Raw genomic sequence first — 16,998 nt, forward strand, 5'->3', positions numbered from 1 at the left:
AATTCTCTGTTGGTAGGTGGGAGGCGGCAGAACCGGACTGAGCAGCACTCCAAGAATTGGGGTTCAGAACCGGCCCACTGCTGCCGGTCGCCAGTGAAGCCTTTGCCGCAGTGCAGCTTCACCAGACCAGCCATTCGTGCATCGCGCAGCATTTCGGCGGCTTGATCGTCGGTCAGCGGACAAACCTGACGTTTGGGATGCCGGTTAACTGTTGAATACACTGGTCCTTTAACCCAGGCCTCTGCCGATATCACGATTGCAGGCGTTCAGGCTCCAGTGCCCCCGCGACATGGCCGGTGAATGACTTACGCGTCAGGCTCCAGTTCCGCGCGCGCCAGCGCGCCCGGCTCCTCACGTATAGGCAGGTGGATCAGCGCGGCCAAAAGTCCAAGCACGACGGCAGCCCACCACATCGGGGTGTAATCCTGTGCCATGTCGTAGATGCGTCCACCCAACCACGCGCCGATGAAACTGCCGGTTTGGTGGCTTAGGAACACCAGTCCCGCAAGCGTTGAGAAAAACCTTAGTCCCTGTGTCTGTGCGACCAAGCCCATAGTCAGCGGCACAGTTGACAGCCACAAAAGCCCCATCACAGCTGAAAATATCAGCACGCTGACTTCGGTTGCAGGCACAAGAATGAACACAGAAATGACAAACGCCCGCACAAAGTAGATACCGCTAAGAACAGTCTTCTTGGAGTAGTTCTGGCCTGACCATCCTGACAGGAAGGACCCGGCAATGTTGAACAAGCCAATCAGAGCGAGCGACCATGCACCGATTGATGCTGCGAGACCCAAATCGACGAAATATGCCGGTAGGTGTGTTTGGATGAAGGCGACGTGGAATCCACAAACGAAAAAGCCGACGAACAGGCAGAGGTAGCTTCGGTCGGTAAATGCAGCCGACAGCGCGCGGCCGAAATCGCCCGCGCTGGATCCCGATGCCGTCGGTTTTGATACCCGTGCGATGAAAATCAGGAAGGGCAGGATCAGGGCGAAACTGAACCCAATTCCGATTAACGCTGTCTGCCATCCAACCGAGCTGATCAGTGTTGTTGCTGTTGGAGCAGCCACAAACATACCAAGCGAGGCAGCTGCGGTGCCAAGACCCAGAATGAAGCTCCTGCGTTCGGGTCTTACAATCTTGCCAAGTGCAGCAATCACGATAGGAAACGATGCTGCACCGGTGCCTGCACCAACCAGTATGCCCGTCATGATGAACAACGTCGGATCAGTGGTCAGACCACGAAGCGCGAAGCCAATGCCTGCGCAAATTGCGCCAAAAGCAAGCACGCGCGCGGTGCCAAATCTGTCCGCAATCGCCCCTGCGATGGGTTGAGAAAAGCCCCATACAAGGGCTTGCACGGCGACAGAAAGAGAGAAAATCTCTCGTCCCCAACCAAGTTCTGCCGACATGGGCGCAAGAAAGACACCGAATGTCGCGGCAAACCCAAATCCGAGGAATGAAATCACGCAACCGCCGAGAATCGCGGCACTCAACCCAGCGGTGTTCGTATCCTGGCTTGCCATACCTGCCCCGCTGTCGGCTGACTGATGAGCAAGATTAGTGACATTGGCGGTTATGCAAATCAACCGAACATTTGTCAGCCCATGCCCGCTTCGGGCTCTCTGTAGTCCTTAGATCGGTCACTGAAAATCCTGTGGAGTGATCACAGCCCTCCGTTGTAGACGGCCCAGACCAGCCATTGACGTCGCCACCCAACGCTGCGGTGCAGCCTTCGCATTGTTGCCGTTCGTGCATCGTGCAGTATTTTGTTGGGTGAAGTGTTGGCCAGCGGGACAAATTTCCCTTTGTTTCAACGACGGTGCGCATTCAGTGCCGTTGTTCAATTTCTGAAACTAGTGTTCGCCACCTGACGCAAGATTCCCAACGGTTTCAGGGTGTGTCATACTCTGGGCATGAGAAGCTTCGATATCTGCCTTTGCCTTGCCCCCCGCCGACCGCGCTGAGCTTGAAGTGCTGATCATCAACCGCAACACGCCGCGCAAGCTTATCTGGCGGGCCGGGATCGTGCTGGCGACGGCCGGCGGCCATGGCACCTTCAAGATCATGCGGCGGACCGGCATGTCGAAGCCGACGGTCTGGCGCTGTCAGGCGCGGTATCTGGATGAAGGCGTGCCGGGGCTCAAGCGCGATAAGACGCGCCCCTCGCGTGTGCCGCCTCTGCCCGTGGAAACAAGGCTGAAGGTGATCGCCAAGACGGTGCAGGAATCCCCAGCCAATGCAACGCACTCGAGCCGGGCGCTGATGGCCGAAGCCATGGGCATTTCGCCATCGAGCGTCGGCCGCATATAGGCGGAAGCTGGCTCGAAACCGCATCTCACAAAGGGGCTCAAAGTCTCGAATGACCCAAAGTTCGAGGAGAAGGTCACCGATATCGTCGGGCTTTACCTCGATCCGCCCGACAGGGCGGTCGTGCTCTGCGTTGACGAAAAGTCGCAAATCCAGGCACCCGACAGGACCCAGCCCGGACTGCCGCTCAAGAAGGGCCGTGCCGCGACCGTAACGCACGATTACAAGCGCCATGGCACGACCACACTGTTCGCAGCGCTGGACGTGAAATCGGGCACGGTCATCGGTGATTGCATGCCGCGCCATAGGGCAAAGGAGTTCCTGAAATTCCTGCGACAGATCGACAAGGCCGTGCCCGCGCGGCGAGATGTGCATCTGGTGCTCGACAACTACGCAACCCACAAGACGCCCGAGGTGAAGGACTGGTTGGACAAGCACCCGCGCTTCAAGCTCCACTTCACGCCCACCAGCGCGTCTTGGCTGAACCTGGTCGAATGGTTCTTCGCCGAGATCACGTCAAGGCGCATCCGCTGCGGCAGCTATTCCAGCGTCGATGATCTTGAGGCCGCGATCTACGACTACCTCGCGCACCACAACGAAAAGCCCAAGCCCATCAGGTGGACCAAAACCGCCAAAGACATCCTAATCCGGGAACGCCGCGCACTGGACACACTCGATGAAATCTGGGGAAACCGGTAAGATGCGTCAGACCCGGAACACTAGGCCCCAAAAGATTTCGATCAAATGGGGCCTACCGATGACTTAGCCTTTCAGGCTTGTCATTCGTAGATAGGGAAGGACAGTGGTAAAGTCGCCGAATTTCTCTTTTGCATCAGCATCGTTGACAGCAACGGGTATAACGACATCATCACCAACATTCCAGTTTGCCGGTGTTGCGACACCTCGGCTGGCCGCCGTCTGCAGACCATCCAGTGCCCGCAAGACTTCTGCAAAATTGCGGCCCACGTTCATCGGATATGTCATGGACAACTTCATCTTTTTATCTGGCCCGATGATGAATACAGATCTTACGGTCTGGCTGTCATTAGGTGTGCGTCCGTCCGGCATGTAGGCATCTGCTGGCAACATGTCGAAGGCTTTTGAAACTAACAGGCCGTCGTCCGCAATAATCGGGAAGCCTGCAGGTGCGCCCCCAACTTTCTCAATGTCACCCTTCCATTTCTTGTGATCCTCAACACCATCTACGGAAACCCCGATGACCTTGGTGCCGCGCTTGGACCATTCATCGGCCATCTGCGCTACCGCGCCAAACTCTGTCGTGCAAACAGGGGTAAAGTCTTTAGGATGCGAAAAAAGGACTGCCCAGCTGTCTCCGATCCAATCATGCAAGGAAAAGGTACCTTGGTCAGTTTCCACGGTTAGGTTCGGAACCGTGTCGTTTATACGTAGACTCATGGTGTTTTTCCTTTGGGGACAGTGCTCTGAATGCATTACGGCTCATCCCGAGCCGCCTGCACAAAGCATTCACTACGCTAAGCTTGACGACTTAGTAATGCAATGGTTGCTGCAAGTTGTTGGAAAGAGTAGCGTCGCGACAGCGGTTCAAATGAGTTGCCCAGTAGGCAAGTGACGCTTGTTTAGAAGCATTAACCACTGACCACTGGGAGACGCAGAAATGATATTCAGGCAGCTTTTTGACAAAACATCAAGTACTTACACTTACCTTCTTGCCAGCAGGCACGGTGGTGAGGCGCTGCTGATCGATCCGGTTTTTGAGCACACCAACCGGTATTTGAAGCTGCTTGAGGAACTCGACCTCAAGCTGGTGAAGGTCGTCGATACGCACATCCACGCCGACCACGTCAGCGCGATGGGTAAATTGCGAGACGCCACGCGTTGCACGACCGTCATGGGTGAACAGTCTCCGGCCGATGTCGTCTCCATGCGCGTGCGCGATAATGATCCGTTAACGATAGAAGGCCTTACGCTGACTGCGCTGTACACGCCGGGGCACACATCAGAGAGTTACAGCTTCTTGATGGATGACCGGGTGTTTACTGGCGATACTCTGTTGATCCGGGGAACGGGTCGCACCGACTTTCAAAATGGCGATCCATATGCACAATATCATTCGCTTTTCGAGCGTTTGCTGAAACTGCCCGAGAACACCATGGTTTATCCAGGCCACGACTACAAAGGGGACACTGTCAGCACGATTGCAGAAGAGCGCCATAACAACCCGCGTCTCCAAGTGAATTCGGCCGAAGAGTATGCCGATATCATGAACAACCTAAACCTTGCTAACCCGGCATTGATGGACGTCGCAGTGCCCGAAAACTTGAAACTCGGTCTGAGAATGTCCGCGCAACACCGCGTCCCCGTTCTGGAAGTCGATGAAATCCTCGCAGGATGGCCATCGGTTGATTGTCAATTTGTTGATATCCGGGAAGAAAGCGAGCGGCGTCGCCACGGCTCAATCCCCAACTCGATCCACGCCCCGTACGGGCATTTTGATCAATACTGCAGATCCAGCGGCCAACTTGCGGGCTTGGCAAAAAGCAGCAGACTTCTGCTTTTTTGTGCCGTCGGCGAACGATCCACGCTTGCGGTTGAGATTGCCCATGAGATGGGGCTTAAGAATGTTGCACATATCCCAGGCGGCTTCACTGCATGGCAGAAAGCCGCAGGTCCGGTGGAAGCGATAGACTAGCATACCTCAATTTCGATAGAACTTGCACACCGTTTGCGGGCAATCTCGAGCTTGCCCGGTATCTGAGAATTCGAACATCGAGAAGGTTTCCTGGAAAAGCCATTGGACGCCAAATCGACAGGACTGCGCGTCTGCTTTAGGCTCGGTGCTGCCTAGCGCGCTGCAGAGATAGACCCAGAATAGCATCTGTTTGAATGTCGGCTCCGACCGATGACGTATTCTTGGCTCGCAGATGCAGAGAAAGTCCGGTTCCCGCCCAAAGCGACCGACCTAAGACCCGCCTCGCGGTTTCGGAATGCATTATGCTACCAGTTGAAACTTCGAAAAGGGCGCTCGACCGAGAACACCAACACACTGAAAATTCAATACTTTTTGAAAGCGCCCTTCTGAAGCACTAGGGCGCTCGGTTAGAGACAAATGGCGTTCAGAGACTGATTTTGGGCATTTCACCAGTCTCCGAAGGGCGGTCGCCGCCGCTAAACCCCTTTGAAACCAAAAGAAAAAAGGCCCCGTTGGGGGCCTCGTATTGGGTTCGCGACTGGTTTCTGGCGGAGCGGATGGGTCTGATATCGAACCTTCTCCACCCTCTAAGCTATTGAATTCATTGCACTGACCTATGGTTTGGAATCACATTTGATGCAAACGCGACTGAGATCCAACCCAAGTATATTCATCCACCCTCGCCTTCACGATCAGCAGCCCGCCAAAGGTTGTGCCGCTCGCCGTTAATCTTCACGAACACCTAATCCAAGTGGCACTGCCAATTTGAATATGCGCGCATCTGGCTGACTCTTTTCTTGCGGATTTCGGCTGCTAAAACTGGGCCGAAAAGGTTCCACCAGTACCGCACCGTTTCGTGGTTGATGTCGATGCCGCGCTCTTGCACCAGGTCCTCGACGTTTCGGAGCGAAAGTGGAAATCGAACGTACATCATGACCGCCAGGCGAATGATCTCCGGGCTGCTGTGAAAGTAATTGAATGGGTCTGTTTTCGTCATGAGTGAAAGCTACGAGACCACCCTGCCCGTTTCAAGCCAATTTGTTCTGACAAGACCGTCGAAACGTTGTCCGTAGACGCGTCAATACAGGAACATGGTTACGGTCGTCGGAATAAGCGCCACGATTACAAGCACGACCAGCATGACGGCGATAAAGGGCAGCGTTGCAGCAAAGATTTGCTCGACCGATACGTTTGGATCGTTGAGCGTGTTATGCACCGTGAAGACCGATATCCCGAAGGGTGGAGTGAGTAGTCCGATCTCGACGGCGATCACAGTGACAATACCAAAATGCATGAGGTCGATGCCAAGCCCTTGGGCGATGGGTGCCGCGATAGGCACCATGATGAGCAGGATCGACGTGCTGTCGAGGATCATACCCATCAGTAAGATGATCACCGCGTAGAAGAACAGAAACCCCAGCGGGCCAAAGCCCGAGTCGGTGACCAGACCCGCGATGGCATTGGGCAGGCCGGCAATCGCCAGCATGCGCGAATAAAAGGATGCCGCGATGAGCAAGAGGAGGATCGACACCGAGATCACGCCGGTCTGCTTCATCACCTGCCACAGCTTGTGCCGATCAAGGCTGCGTCGTGACAGCGCCACGATCAACGCGCCAAACGCACCGATGCCGCCGGCTTCGGTCGGGGTGAAGAACCCGGTGTAAAGGCCACCCAGCACTAGGATGACCAGCATGATGATCGGCACTAGCTTGAGGAAAAGCTCCTTGAATGGCATGGGCGTGAAATCACGGTCCAACCGCCGCTTGCGCACGGCGTCCGGATCGTTCAGAACGAAACTCGGGAAAAAGATGGTAATTCCGATCAGCATCGCAACAAAGCCGAGCGCCAGCATCAGCCCGGGAACGATCCCGGCAATGAACATGCCACCAATCGAGACCTCTGCCAGAACGCCGTAGATGATCAGCAGCAGCGACGGCGGGATCAGCATGCCCAGAACCGATGATCCGGCAACGGTGCCTGCGGAAAAGGCAGGGCGATAGCCATGACGCGTCATCTCGGGCACTGCGACGCGGGTGAAGACTGCGGCCGATGCAATGGACACGCCGGTGACTGCGGCGAAGATGGTGTTTGCGGCCACAGTCGCAACGCCAAGGCCACAGATCATGCGGCGCAACAGTTCTTCAGCCACTTCGAACGTGTCGCGCCCAACATTGGACACACTGACCAACAACCCCATCAAGACAAAAAGCGGAATGGTTGCGAAAAGGTAATCGGCAATCCCCGAATAAGCGGTCAGTTCCAGCATTCGGAAGGCAAGATCAATATTGCCACGGATGATCCAAATTCCGAGGAACGCCACACCAAACAGCGCGTAGGCGATCTGCATCCCTAGAAGCACCAGACCGACCAGCACAGCGATCAGGATGAAACCGATGGTCAGCGTGGTCATGCTGTGCTCCTCGCGATGCGGATTTCTTCGCGGGCTCTGTAGAGGGCGGCCAGTGCGGCAACCCCGCAGCCCAGAATGGTGATGCCACGGAACGGCCACGTTGAAATGGTCCAGACCCCCTGCACACCAAAGAATTCGGCGGTTTGCCAAGCGCTCAGAAATTTTGGCCAAGAGGCCCAAAAGATGAGGGCAAAAACGATGGCCCCAGCGAGGCAAAACAGCGCCTCAATCCAAGCCACCAAACGTGGGTTGGATTTTTGCAGACGGCGGACAAGAAAATCGGCGCGGGTCAGGCGCAGTTGCAGGATCGCAGCCGGGACCTGCAGAAAGACAATGGCAACAACGGCACGCGCAGCAATCTCGGACACGCCGGTGATGGGGGCATCCAGAAAGTTTCGACCGATCACGTCGGCCACGATCAACATCATTAGCGCGCCGATACTGGCCGTGCCTACCGCCGACATGGCGGCTGCAATCGACCCAAGAACCGCGCCATAGGGGGCTTTGGAAAAGGCCGGAACAAACCGATCCTCCTGCAGCTCTGGTGTGTCTTCATTGCTCATGGCGGGGCGTCCTGGAGCCAAGGAGACGCCCGCCCGATCCACTTGGCTCCGGACGGGCGCAAAGTTCAGGTTACGATCTTAGAGACCTTCGTCCCAATTCCGAAGCGGTGTCGCACCGCGTTCGCGCAGAGCCGCGAAATAGGCCTTGAGCACGGTCTTGCCTGCATCACCTGTTTGTTCGAGCCAAGGCTCGATGATGTTTGGCAGGCCATTGACCCACTTGGCTTTTTCCTGGTCGGGAAGCTGGTGGATGGTCAGACCGGCTGCCTGCATCTCGTCCAGTGCACGGGCTGCCAGATCACCTACATAGTCGCCATGCGCGACCGAGGTTGCCTGTGCCGCCTCGCGGAACGCGGTCTGAATCGGTGCGGGCAGACCGTCAAAGAAGTCCTTGTTTGAAGCAATGCCCCCGAAATACATCGACCCGATGCCAACACGTGTCAGTTCAGGCGCCACTTCGTAAACGAGTGTGGGCAGGATGCCGGATGCAAAGGACAGCGTACCTTCGGTCACACCGGTCTGGATGTTGGTGTAGTACGTGGTTAGCGCGCCATCGACCGGGGTCGCGCCAGTTTCGCGCAGCCAGTTAGCCGACGTTCCCGGCGCGTTCAGCTTTCGGTTCTGCAGGTCCGCCATCGAGTTGACCGGGAAGGTCGCGTAGATGTCATAGCTGTCGGTGATCAGCGATGACAGGTGCACCATGCCGTTCTCCGCCCAGCTGTTCTTCAGCTCGGGCAGGTTTTCCGAAAGCTCATCGAAAATCTCGATGATCATGCGATGATCTTCGGTCGCGAAAGGCGTGAAGTAGGTCACGTTCTGGAGCGGCATGTTAGCCCCTTCCCAAACCGTGCCGACCATGCCGACATCGACGATGCCGTCCATCACCGCCTCGCGGGTGTCGGTAAACTTGTAGAGCGTGCCCGCATAGTTCTCGGCCCAGTTGACCTGATATTCGTTGCCATTCTCGGCAAGGATGCGGTTCACCTCGGGTTGGAAGGTGTTCTTCATCGCGTAGACCCAGATGTTGGCCTCTGGATGCGACGAGCCGATATTGACAGTTATGCTTTGCTGCGCAACCGCCGCGCTGCCGATCAGCATCGCACCGATCGTTGTAAGTGCTGTGAGTTTCATAGTTGTCCTCCCTTTGACGGGCGCACTCCCCGGCGCCCTTTTGGTTCAGTCGTTAATTTTGCCCAGCGCCCGCAAGATGCGTTCTGGCGTAAAGGGCATTTCGGTCACCTGCGCGCCAAGCGGGCGCAGGGCATCGTTGATCGCGTTCATCACCGCAGCAGGTGCTCCGGCTGTCCCGGCCTCCCCCGCGCCTTTGGCACCCAGTTCGCTTTCTTTTGTGGGTGTTTCCACGTGACCAACCTGCATATCGGGCATCTCGGCGGCCATCGGGACAAGGTAGTCCGCCATCGAGCCATTGAGCAGTTGACCGTCCTCGTCGTAATGGATTTCCTCGTAAAGCGCGCCGCCAAGGCCCTGAACGATCCCTCCCCGGATCTGTTCGTCCACCAGCTGCGGGTTGATGACCCGACCACAGTCTTCAATGCACCAATGCTTGAGTAAGGTCACAACGCCGGTGTCCGTGTCGACCTCCAAGTATGAGGCCTGAACGCCATTGGTAAAAGCGAACGGGTATTCCATCGTAATGAAGTGCCGGGTCTGGACCAGTTCTCGCGGCAAATCTTTTGGCAAAGTATCGCCCCGGAAATAGACGATCCGCCCCAGTTCTTCGAGCGGCATACGCTCTTCGCCACTGTCCATATCGACGACCTGTCCGTCGCGAATATCAAGCTTGCCCGCATCAGCCTGAAGCATGGCTGCCGCCACCTCCAAAATCGAGTTACGCAATGCCTTAGCCGCCTGCAACGCAGCTTCGCCGCCGATCCCGGCTCCGCGCGAGGCCCATGTGCCACCGCCATACGGTGTGACCTGCGTGTCGCCTGTGATCACCCGCACGTTGGTTGGCTTCACACCGACGCCTTCCGCCACAACCTGGCTCAGCATCGCCTCTGTGCCCTGCCCTTGTTCCGTCACGCCTGACAGCGCCACGACGGACCCGTCCGGGTCCATGCGCACAGTGCAGCCATCCTGCGCCGAAATCCGTGCGCCGCCAATGCCATACATGAACGGCGACGGGTTGGTCAGTTCGATGAAAGACGCAATACCGATACCGCGATACTTGCCTTTCTTGCGGGCTTCGGCCTGACCGGCGCGAAGGGCGTCGTAGTCCATCATCTCCATCAGCTTGTCCATCGACGCATGATGCGAGAGGCCTTCGAACTTCATCTTGGCGGGGGACGTCACCGGATAGGCATCGTCGGCATACATGTTGCGACGTCGGATTTCGACCGGGTCCATGCCAATCGCTGCTGCCGCCATATCCACCAAGCCCTCCGTGATGGCCACGGCAATGGGATGGCCCACGGCGCGGTATTGGCAGGTTGGCGTCTTGTTCTGGAACACAACTGTGGTCTGCGCCCGGTAATTGGCGAAATCATACGGTCCACCACACAGGTTCACGACCTGATTGCCCTCAATGGCCGAGGTGCGCGGATAGACCGAATACGGCCCGATCCCGGTCCAGTCATCGACATCCATTGCAAGGATTTTTCCGTCCGCATCCACTGCGATTTTGGCCTCGATTTCGTGGTCACGCGCGTGAATGTCCGTGGTGTAGCTTTCCAGACGATCGGCGATGAATTTGATCGGACGTCCCATCACCTTGGCAATGGCGGCTGTCGCCACTTCGTCGGGATAGACGTGCACCTTGATGCCATACGATCCGCCCACATCGCCGCAGATGACACGCACGCGGCTTTCGGGAATGTCGAGATGCTTGGCAAAGACAGTCTGCATCATGTGCGGCGCTTGCGTTGCATGATAGGCGGTCATTTGCCCTTCTGCCGGATTCCAATCGACAAGGATCGAACGCGGCTCAAGCGTGACGCCGGTATGCCTCGCGGTACGGAAGCTGGCCGAAACCACCTTATGCGCGGTTTCAAACACGGCATCGACATCGCCTTCTTCGTGCAGACGGCGAAAAGCGAGGTTGTCACCCAATTCGGGATGAATGACCGGAGTATCCTTGTCGAGCGCGGTCATGGTGTCAGTGACAACGGGCAGGTCTTCGTAGTCGACCATAACCAACGACGCCGCTTCTTCGGCCGCAGCGCGGGTCGTTGCAACCACGGCCACAACCGGTTCGCCGACCCAACAGGCGCGGTCCACAGCCAATGGATGTTCGGGCGGGGATTTCAGCCCCTTAAGATGTGCCAGAACAGCGACCCACGGCGTGCACACCTCAGCCAGGTCCTTGCCGGTAAAGACGCGCAACACGCCTTTGACGGCCTTCGCTTCGTCCACATCAATCTTACCGATCTTCGCATGTGCGACAGGCGCCCGGGAAAACGCCACGTGCAGCATGCGCGGTAAGACGATATCATCGACATAGCGACCACGACCTTGCACCAGCTTGGAGGCATTCGGACGCGGGACAGTCTTTCCGATATAGGAATTCGGCCGGTCGGGATTGTTGAACGGAATGGTCATGCTTTGCCCTTTCCAGCACGACCTTGCGCGACGCTTTCGACAGCATCGATGATCGCCTCGTACCCCGTACAGCGGCAGTAATTGCCCGACAGGTGTTCGCGGATTTCCGCACGGCTTGGAAGGTCGCCTTTCGACAGCAACTCCTCTGCCGCAACAAGCATGCCCGGAGTGCAGTAGCCGCATTGCAAAGCGTTGCGCGCGACAAACGCATCTTGCAGGTCGCTGATCGCGTTCGTGTCGGTTAGGCCCTCAATGGTCCAAACCTCGGCCCCATCCGCCTGCGCGGCCAGCATAAGGCATCCGCGCACGGCGTCACCGTCAACGCGGATCGTACAAGCTCCACAAACGCCATGTTCGCAGCTTGCGTGTGCGCCAGTCAGCCCCAACTCAAGGCGCAGGAAATCGATCATGTGCTGTCCGGCAGGCACACGCGCCTCGACCGGTTCACCATTGACGGTCAGGGACACGTCAACTTTGTCACGGAACATCTCGGTCATGCGGTGTCTCCTTTCAGGCGCGCCACGGCACGGCTCAGCAGGACGCCAGCCAAATGGCGGCGGTAGGCTGCGCTGGCCTGTGTGTCGGATGGTGGATCGATCTCGGCACTCAACGCATCGAGAGCAGTATCCAGATCGCCCGCATCAAGCGCGGCCATGGCCCCTACCGCCAGAATGGGTTTCGGACCGACCGAGAACAGCGAAACCCGATGACCTGCCGTGCGCTTGACGAGGCACAAACCGACCAGTGCGTAATCACCCGAGCGACGGGCAACCTCTTCGAGGATCTGAACTTCGTCTTCTTCAGCGACAGGCAGAGAGATCGCTGTGAGAATTTCGTCTTCATTCAGCGCAGTGGTGAAAACGTCTTCAAAGAAGTCTTCCGCCGGGATGTCGCGCGCACCACCCGGCCCTTCGGCGTGAATGGTCGAGCCAAGTGCCAGCGCGCAGGCCGGGAATTCCGCCGCTGGATCAGCATGGGCCAAAGCCCCCCCGATCGTGCCGCGATTGCGGATGGCGGCATGAGCGATGTGCGAAACCGCGTCCGTCAAAAGCGGCGCGTGAGTCTTCGCAAGCGGGTCAGCGCCAACCTGAGCATGACGGGTCAACGCGCCAATTCGCAGGGTGTCACCTTCGACGACAACTCCAGACAACTCACTGAGTTTCGAGATATCGACCAGCAAATCTCCAAACGAAAGCCGCATGTTCATCGCCGCGATCAAGCTTTGACCACCTGCCAACACACGCCCCTGACCATCTGATCCCGCCAGCAAATCGAGCGCATGTCCCACGCTCTCAGCCCGGGCATAGCCTCCCGCTGATGCCTTCATGGCGTCCGCCCCTCTTTTTCCACCTACGCCTTATTAAGCGCTTGATCAATTCTATTGAGCAGATGATCTTTAAAAGCGAGTCGTTGCAAGAAGATTTTTTGCCACTACCAAATCACCGAGGGCGCATGATGGACGGACTGACAGAAAGACCCGCCCGCAATGGCGAACATGGCGCCACGCGGAGGCGCCTGCCCCCGGCAGAGCGCCGTAAACAAATCGTCGACGAAGCGGTCCGCTTCTTCGCAGAGGTTGGGCTGGAGGGAAAAACGCGCGAATTGGCCAGGCGTCTTGGTGTCACGCAATCTCTTATTTTCAACTACTTCGCCACAAAGGACGAACTGATTGATGCGGTCTATGAAAAGGTCTATATTGGTCGCCTGTCACCCGACTGGCCCGAACGCCTGACAGACCGCAGCGTACCCATACGGGAGCGCCTCCTTGCCTTTTATAGCGAATATAGCGCCCTGATCTTTGAATGGGAATGGATGCGGATCTTCATGTTTTCAGGGCTTGCTGGTGCGTCGCTGAACCAGCGCTATCTCGAACACTTGGGTGACGTCATCCTGCGCCCCCTGCTAGCTGAAACCGAGGTCCTGGCCCACACAGACACTCCGCCGAAGATGGAAGATGTTTGGAACTTACATGGAGGCATCGCTTATATCGGCATTCGCCAACACATTTATAGGATGCCCGAACCCGTCAAACCACAGGACGAGATTGCGCGAGCGATCGACAAGTACCTTCTGTTTTTCGGCATAGACAAAGAACAATGAGGGTAGTTGTTCCATCCCGGACGATCACATAGATCCTCGTCGGTCTGCATTTTTCATGGCAAGATCGGTCTTGGGTGACATCCGGGAGGGCGCTAAATGCTGATCCATCTTCATAGCCAGGCGACAACGACCCCCAAAGTGCGGGCGGAAATTCAAGCGAGTGACGAGCCTGCTTGGGTTCTGGCGGAGCGGTTCGGCACAACCGAACAGACAGTGTGGAAGTGGCGCAAGCGCGACAGTGTGAACGACCTCAGCCACACAGCGCACCGGCTGCAAACAACGCTCACGCCTGCGCAAGAGGCCGTTGCAGTTGCTCTGCGCAAGGCGCTGCTTGTGTCACTGGATGACTTGCTCGCGGTGGTGCGGGAATTTCTGAACCCGGATGTGTCACGCTCAGGGCTGGATCGGTGTCTGTGACGGCATGGCGCGGGCAATCTGCGCGATTTGAAAGCAAAGGTGGCAAGGCCCAAGCACAGCGGGTTCAAGGCATACGACCCCGGGTATATCCACATCGACGTGAAGTATCTGCCTCAAATGGAGGATCAAACTTCCCGCCGTTATCTGTTTGTTGCAATTGACCGGGCTACGCGCTGGGTTTTTATCCGCATCTACAGCAGTAAGACAGCGGCCAACGCGCGCCGCTTTCTGCGGGATCTGGAGCGGGCATGCCCACTTCGCATCCGAACCATACTCACGGACAACGGGAAGGAGTTCACCGACCGTCTCTTTGGCCTGCGCAAGCGCGCACAAAGCGGGAAACATGAGTTCGACAAGCTCTGCGCGGAACTGGGCATCGAGCATAGTCTGACGCCGCCAAGATCACCCCAAACGTATCCGATGGGGTGGACGCCCCCCGGCGGCATCAAATGTGCCAAGGTAGCGGGTGTTGAAACATCGCTATGAGGAGAGCGTCCATGAAAGAGGTTAGCATCATCGGTCTTGATTTGGCCAAGAACGTATTTCAGGCGCATGGCGCCGGGAAGGACGGGTCCGTTGTGTTCCGACGCAAGTTGTCGCGGGCGCAATTGCTGAAGTTCCTGGGTGAGCAGCCGTCTTGCGTGGTGGCGATGGAAGCCTGCCTTCACCGGCGTCCCGCTGCGCCGTTGCCGCGTCACTGTCGGATTGTTGCGCTGCCTCTGTCTCGTCCGCCCGCGATAGGCGCGACGCATGGATCGCGCTCACGTCCAGTCCGGTTGACCGCTGGACCCTCTGCCAGCTGGCTGATGCCACGTCATACCAGCGCGCGCGCACCTCGCTGAATTGCGCGCGACCAAGCTGGGGGGTGATATCCCAGCTGTGCAGGTTCTCGCCCCAGACGGCGCGGACGGCAGCCTGATAGTCCGCGTTCCGCTTCGAGAGGAACGCGGTGTCCCCCACGACCCGAAAGTTGGCCCCGATCTCCCGGGCAAGCCGCTCGCCCATGCCGATAAAGCTCTCGTCGCGCATCTCGAAATAGGTCCGGGCCAGCGATCGCAGCGCAGGGTCGATATCGACACTGGTGATCCCGGCAAACGCGCCTGCCTCGCGCATGATTGTTTCGACTGTCGCGTTGTCCCAGTTGCGCTGTTGCCCCTCCTTGATCGGGCCAGTCGTGTCCATCCCCTTCGCCGTGATCTTGAGGCGGCGCCCTGATCCCCGGTCGCCCGACGATTTGACCTCGTCGACGCTGCCGCGGAACACGACCCGCAGGCCGCTCCCTTCCCAACCGAACGCGATCGAGACCTTTGCCCCCTTGCGGGGCAGGACGATCCGGCCGTCTGTGTCGTCGATTTCAAGATCGGCGCTGTCGGTATGCGTGCCCACCTTGTCCGAAACCCGAAGGCCGAGAAGCACTGGAAGGATAGCATTGGTGATATCCACGCACCGTGATTTGATGCACCGCATCACGCTTGAAATCTTCACTGAAATTTGGCTTCCCCATAACGGCCTCCTTGCCTCAAAATTAGGGAAGAAAGCGTCTACAATACTAGGGGCTATTCAGAGCACCTCAAACCTAGCCGTTATCCACCGTCTGAGCGGTGATCTCGTCACATCGACCAACCAGACCCAACGCATCAATCGTGCAAACCCGGTAGATGAATGCCCGACCTGCCGACAAGGCAATGTCGGTAAATTCTGCATCTTGGAGGGGCGCCGTTCCCGAAATTGGATACTCAGAATTACCCCTGAACACACGGTACCCATGAACGCCCGGTTCTTCAGAAGCGCTCCAAGTGAGGGTGATCTCGGTGGTGCTCGCAGACGCTTGCATCAGGCCGTTGAGGTCCGCGGTCAGGAAACGGTGAACTGGAATGTCCGTTATTTGCCCTTGCAATCTCGCTCCTTTCGGTCCGGTCGCAATATTAACACGCAAAGGGACATCCGGAGACAGTCTTTCCGGAACCGCGATGGAAAATTCACGCCAGCCGGTGCCTAGCCCGAAGGTCTGCGTCGCAAGTTCAGTATCACCTTGCAGCACGCGCAGATCGACAGAGGCCTCAAATCCCATATGCGATACAAGCCTAACGGTATCTCCGGGCAGGGCGATATTCTGCTGGTTTTCGGCCAAATCGACCGGCAGCCCAACGTCGTGAGCAAAGCTCCCGTCTGCATTCTGCCAAAGCCAAAACTCCGGTGAAACAGGCAATGTAGACACCGCACCTTCGTCGCTTTCAAGTACAATCATTTCGTCGTTGAACACAATCACATTGGCGGTCGTACCTTCTTCTACGCGGAACACCTGATCACCGGTTTTCAGGTTCAATCCCCCTGATCCAGAGCCGCTAACCATCCGGATCAATCGCGATGTGATCTCAACGGTCTCGCCATCCGCAATATCGACAAAGTGAACTTCGGCGAGATTGCCGCTGCGATACCGATACCGACCTTCGGGCAACGTCAAGACTGGGGTCTCTGCCCTGAGGATACCGGCGATGGAATCTGCCGTTGATTGGGCAACATAGATCACGCTTTCCATGGCCAGAGGTGTTTCAACCTTCATGGCCCCCACAGGAAAACCTGTCGTTTCTCCCTGCTCAATTTGTACCGGCCAGCCCGCCTCGGCCAAGTCTGCGCGCAGTTCAAACAATCCTTCGGGAACCGCGACTGTGCCATTCTCAGCGATAGGCAGAACCAGCGCACCGTGCGCAGCATCGTGCAAAGTAAAATAGAAACTTGCGTCTGCCGGGGCATTAACGCTCAACGCACCCAAGCGCAATTCTGTCTCCCCTACATGATCAAACCGCGCGCTTCGCCAAGCAAAACTATCAATACCGTAGACATATTCGCCATCCGGCAAATCTGCAGCTTGATCGCGGGTAATCTGGGCCAGCGGCACATCTAGGGCTGCCTCGGGATCATAAATCGAAATGCGGGGAACTTCGGCCCCTTCTGGCGCACTCACC

11 protein-coding genes and 4 pseudogenes are annotated in these 16,998 nt (G+C 57.3%); 5 read left to right on the plus strand and 10 right to left on the minus strand.

The genetic code is table 11. From position 1 onward, the window contains the following. Nucleotides 1-305 precede the first annotated feature (305 nt). Nucleotides 306-1,529 (minus strand): MFS transporter, encoded by a 1,224-nt coding sequence (locus LC354_RS16350; RefSeq protein ID WP_223425719.1) that lies wholly within the window; start codon nt 1,527-1,529, stop codon nt 306-308. Nucleotides 1,530-1,932: 403 nt separating this feature from the next. Between LC354_RS16350 and LC354_RS16355 the strand changes: the two are divergent. Beyond that, nucleotides 1,933-3,012, plus strand: a pseudogene (locus LC354_RS16355) (IS630 family transposase). A 63-nt stretch (nt 3,013-3,075) separates the two neighbouring features. On the opposite strand, the gene LC354_RS16360 reads toward LC354_RS16355, so the two are convergent. Then, the gene (locus LC354_RS16360; protein ID WP_223425721.1) at nt 3,076-3,729 is read right to left on the minus strand and encodes a peroxiredoxin; all 654 of its coding nucleotides are present in this window, start codon (nt 3,727-3,729) and stop codon (nt 3,076-3,078) included. 220 nt (nt 3,730-3,949) lie between these two features. Between LC354_RS16360 and LC354_RS16365 the strand changes: the two genes are divergently transcribed. After that, nucleotides 3,950-4,984 (plus strand): MBL fold metallo-hydrolase, encoded by a 1,035-nt coding sequence (locus tag LC354_RS16365; protein ID WP_223425728.1) that lies wholly within the window; start codon nt 3,950-3,952, stop codon nt 4,982-4,984. A gap of 679 nt (nt 4,985-5,663) precedes the next feature. Here the strand turns inward: LC354_RS16365 and LC354_RS16370 are convergent. From LC354_RS16370 to LC354_RS16400, 7 genes and pseudogenes are all read right to left on the minus strand, one after another. Further along, nucleotides 5,664-5,981 (minus strand): annotated as a pseudogene (locus LC354_RS16370) (IS6 family transposase); the annotation flags it as partial. An 81-nt stretch (nt 5,982-6,062) separates the two neighbouring features. Next, nucleotides 6,063-7,394, minus strand: coding sequence for a TRAP transporter large permease (locus tag LC354_RS16375; protein WP_223425730.1), 1,332 nt, complete (start codon nt 7,392-7,394; stop codon nt 6,063-6,065). After that, entirely contained in the window at nt 7,391-7,957 is a 567-nt protein-coding gene (locus LC354_RS16380; RefSeq protein ID WP_223425732.1) for a TRAP transporter small permease subunit, read from the minus strand. The genes LC354_RS16375 and LC354_RS16380 overlap by 4 nt, the downstream gene beginning before the upstream one ends. A gap of 78 nt (nt 7,958-8,035) precedes the next feature. After that, nucleotides 8,036-9,088 carry a C4-dicarboxylate TRAP transporter substrate-binding protein gene (locus tag LC354_RS16385; RefSeq protein WP_223425734.1) on the minus strand — a complete coding sequence of 351 codons (1,053 nt, stop codon included), beginning with the start codon at nt 9,086-9,088 and terminating at the stop codon, nt 8,036-8,038. Between the two features lie 45 nt (nt 9,089-9,133). Beyond that, nucleotides 9,134-11,515 carry a xanthine dehydrogenase family protein molybdopterin-binding subunit gene (locus LC354_RS16390; RefSeq protein WP_223425736.1) on the minus strand — a complete coding sequence of 794 codons (2,382 nt, stop codon included), beginning with the start codon at nt 11,513-11,515 and terminating at the stop codon, nt 9,134-9,136. Further along, nucleotides 11,512-12,012 (minus strand): (2Fe-2S)-binding protein, encoded by a 501-nt coding sequence (locus LC354_RS16395; RefSeq protein WP_223425737.1) that lies wholly within the window; start codon nt 12,010-12,012, stop codon nt 11,512-11,514. The genes LC354_RS16390 and LC354_RS16395 overlap by 4 nt, the downstream gene beginning before the upstream one ends. Beyond that, nucleotides 12,009-12,842, minus strand: coding sequence for an FAD binding domain-containing protein (locus LC354_RS16400; protein WP_223425739.1), 834 nt, complete (start codon nt 12,840-12,842; stop codon nt 12,009-12,011). The genes LC354_RS16395 and LC354_RS16400 overlap by 4 nt, the downstream gene beginning before the upstream one ends. A 125-nt stretch (nt 12,843-12,967) precedes the next feature. On the opposite strand from LC354_RS16400, the gene LC354_RS16405 reads away from it, so the two are divergent. The 3 genes and pseudogenes from LC354_RS16405 to LC354_RS16415 all read left to right on the plus strand — a co-directional run. After that, nucleotides 12,968-13,615, plus strand: a complete 648-nt coding sequence (locus tag LC354_RS16405) for a TetR/AcrR family transcriptional regulator (RefSeq protein WP_223425741.1) — start codon at nt 12,968-12,970, stop codon at nt 13,613-13,615. 96 nt (nt 13,616-13,711) lie between these two features. Then, nucleotides 13,712-14,455 (plus strand): annotated as a pseudogene (locus LC354_RS16410) (DDE-type integrase/transposase/recombinase); the annotation flags it as partial. A gap of 74 nt (nt 14,456-14,529) precedes the next feature. Next, nucleotides 14,530-14,694 (plus strand): annotated as a pseudogene (locus LC354_RS16415) (IS110 family transposase); the annotation flags it as partial. Nucleotides 14,695-15,608: 914 nt separating this feature from the next. On the opposite strand, the gene LC354_RS16420 reads toward LC354_RS16415, so the two are convergent. Beyond that, nucleotides 15,609-16,997 (minus strand): hypothetical protein, encoded by a 1,389-nt coding sequence (locus LC354_RS16420; protein WP_223425743.1) that lies wholly within the window; start codon nt 16,995-16,997, stop codon nt 15,609-15,611. Nucleotide 16,998: the final 1 nt, after the last annotated feature.

Source organism: Tateyamaria pelophila (genome assembly GCF_019966495.1).
Lineage (GTDB): Bacteria > Pseudomonadota > Alphaproteobacteria > Rhodobacterales > Rhodobacteraceae > Tateyamaria > Tateyamaria pelophila.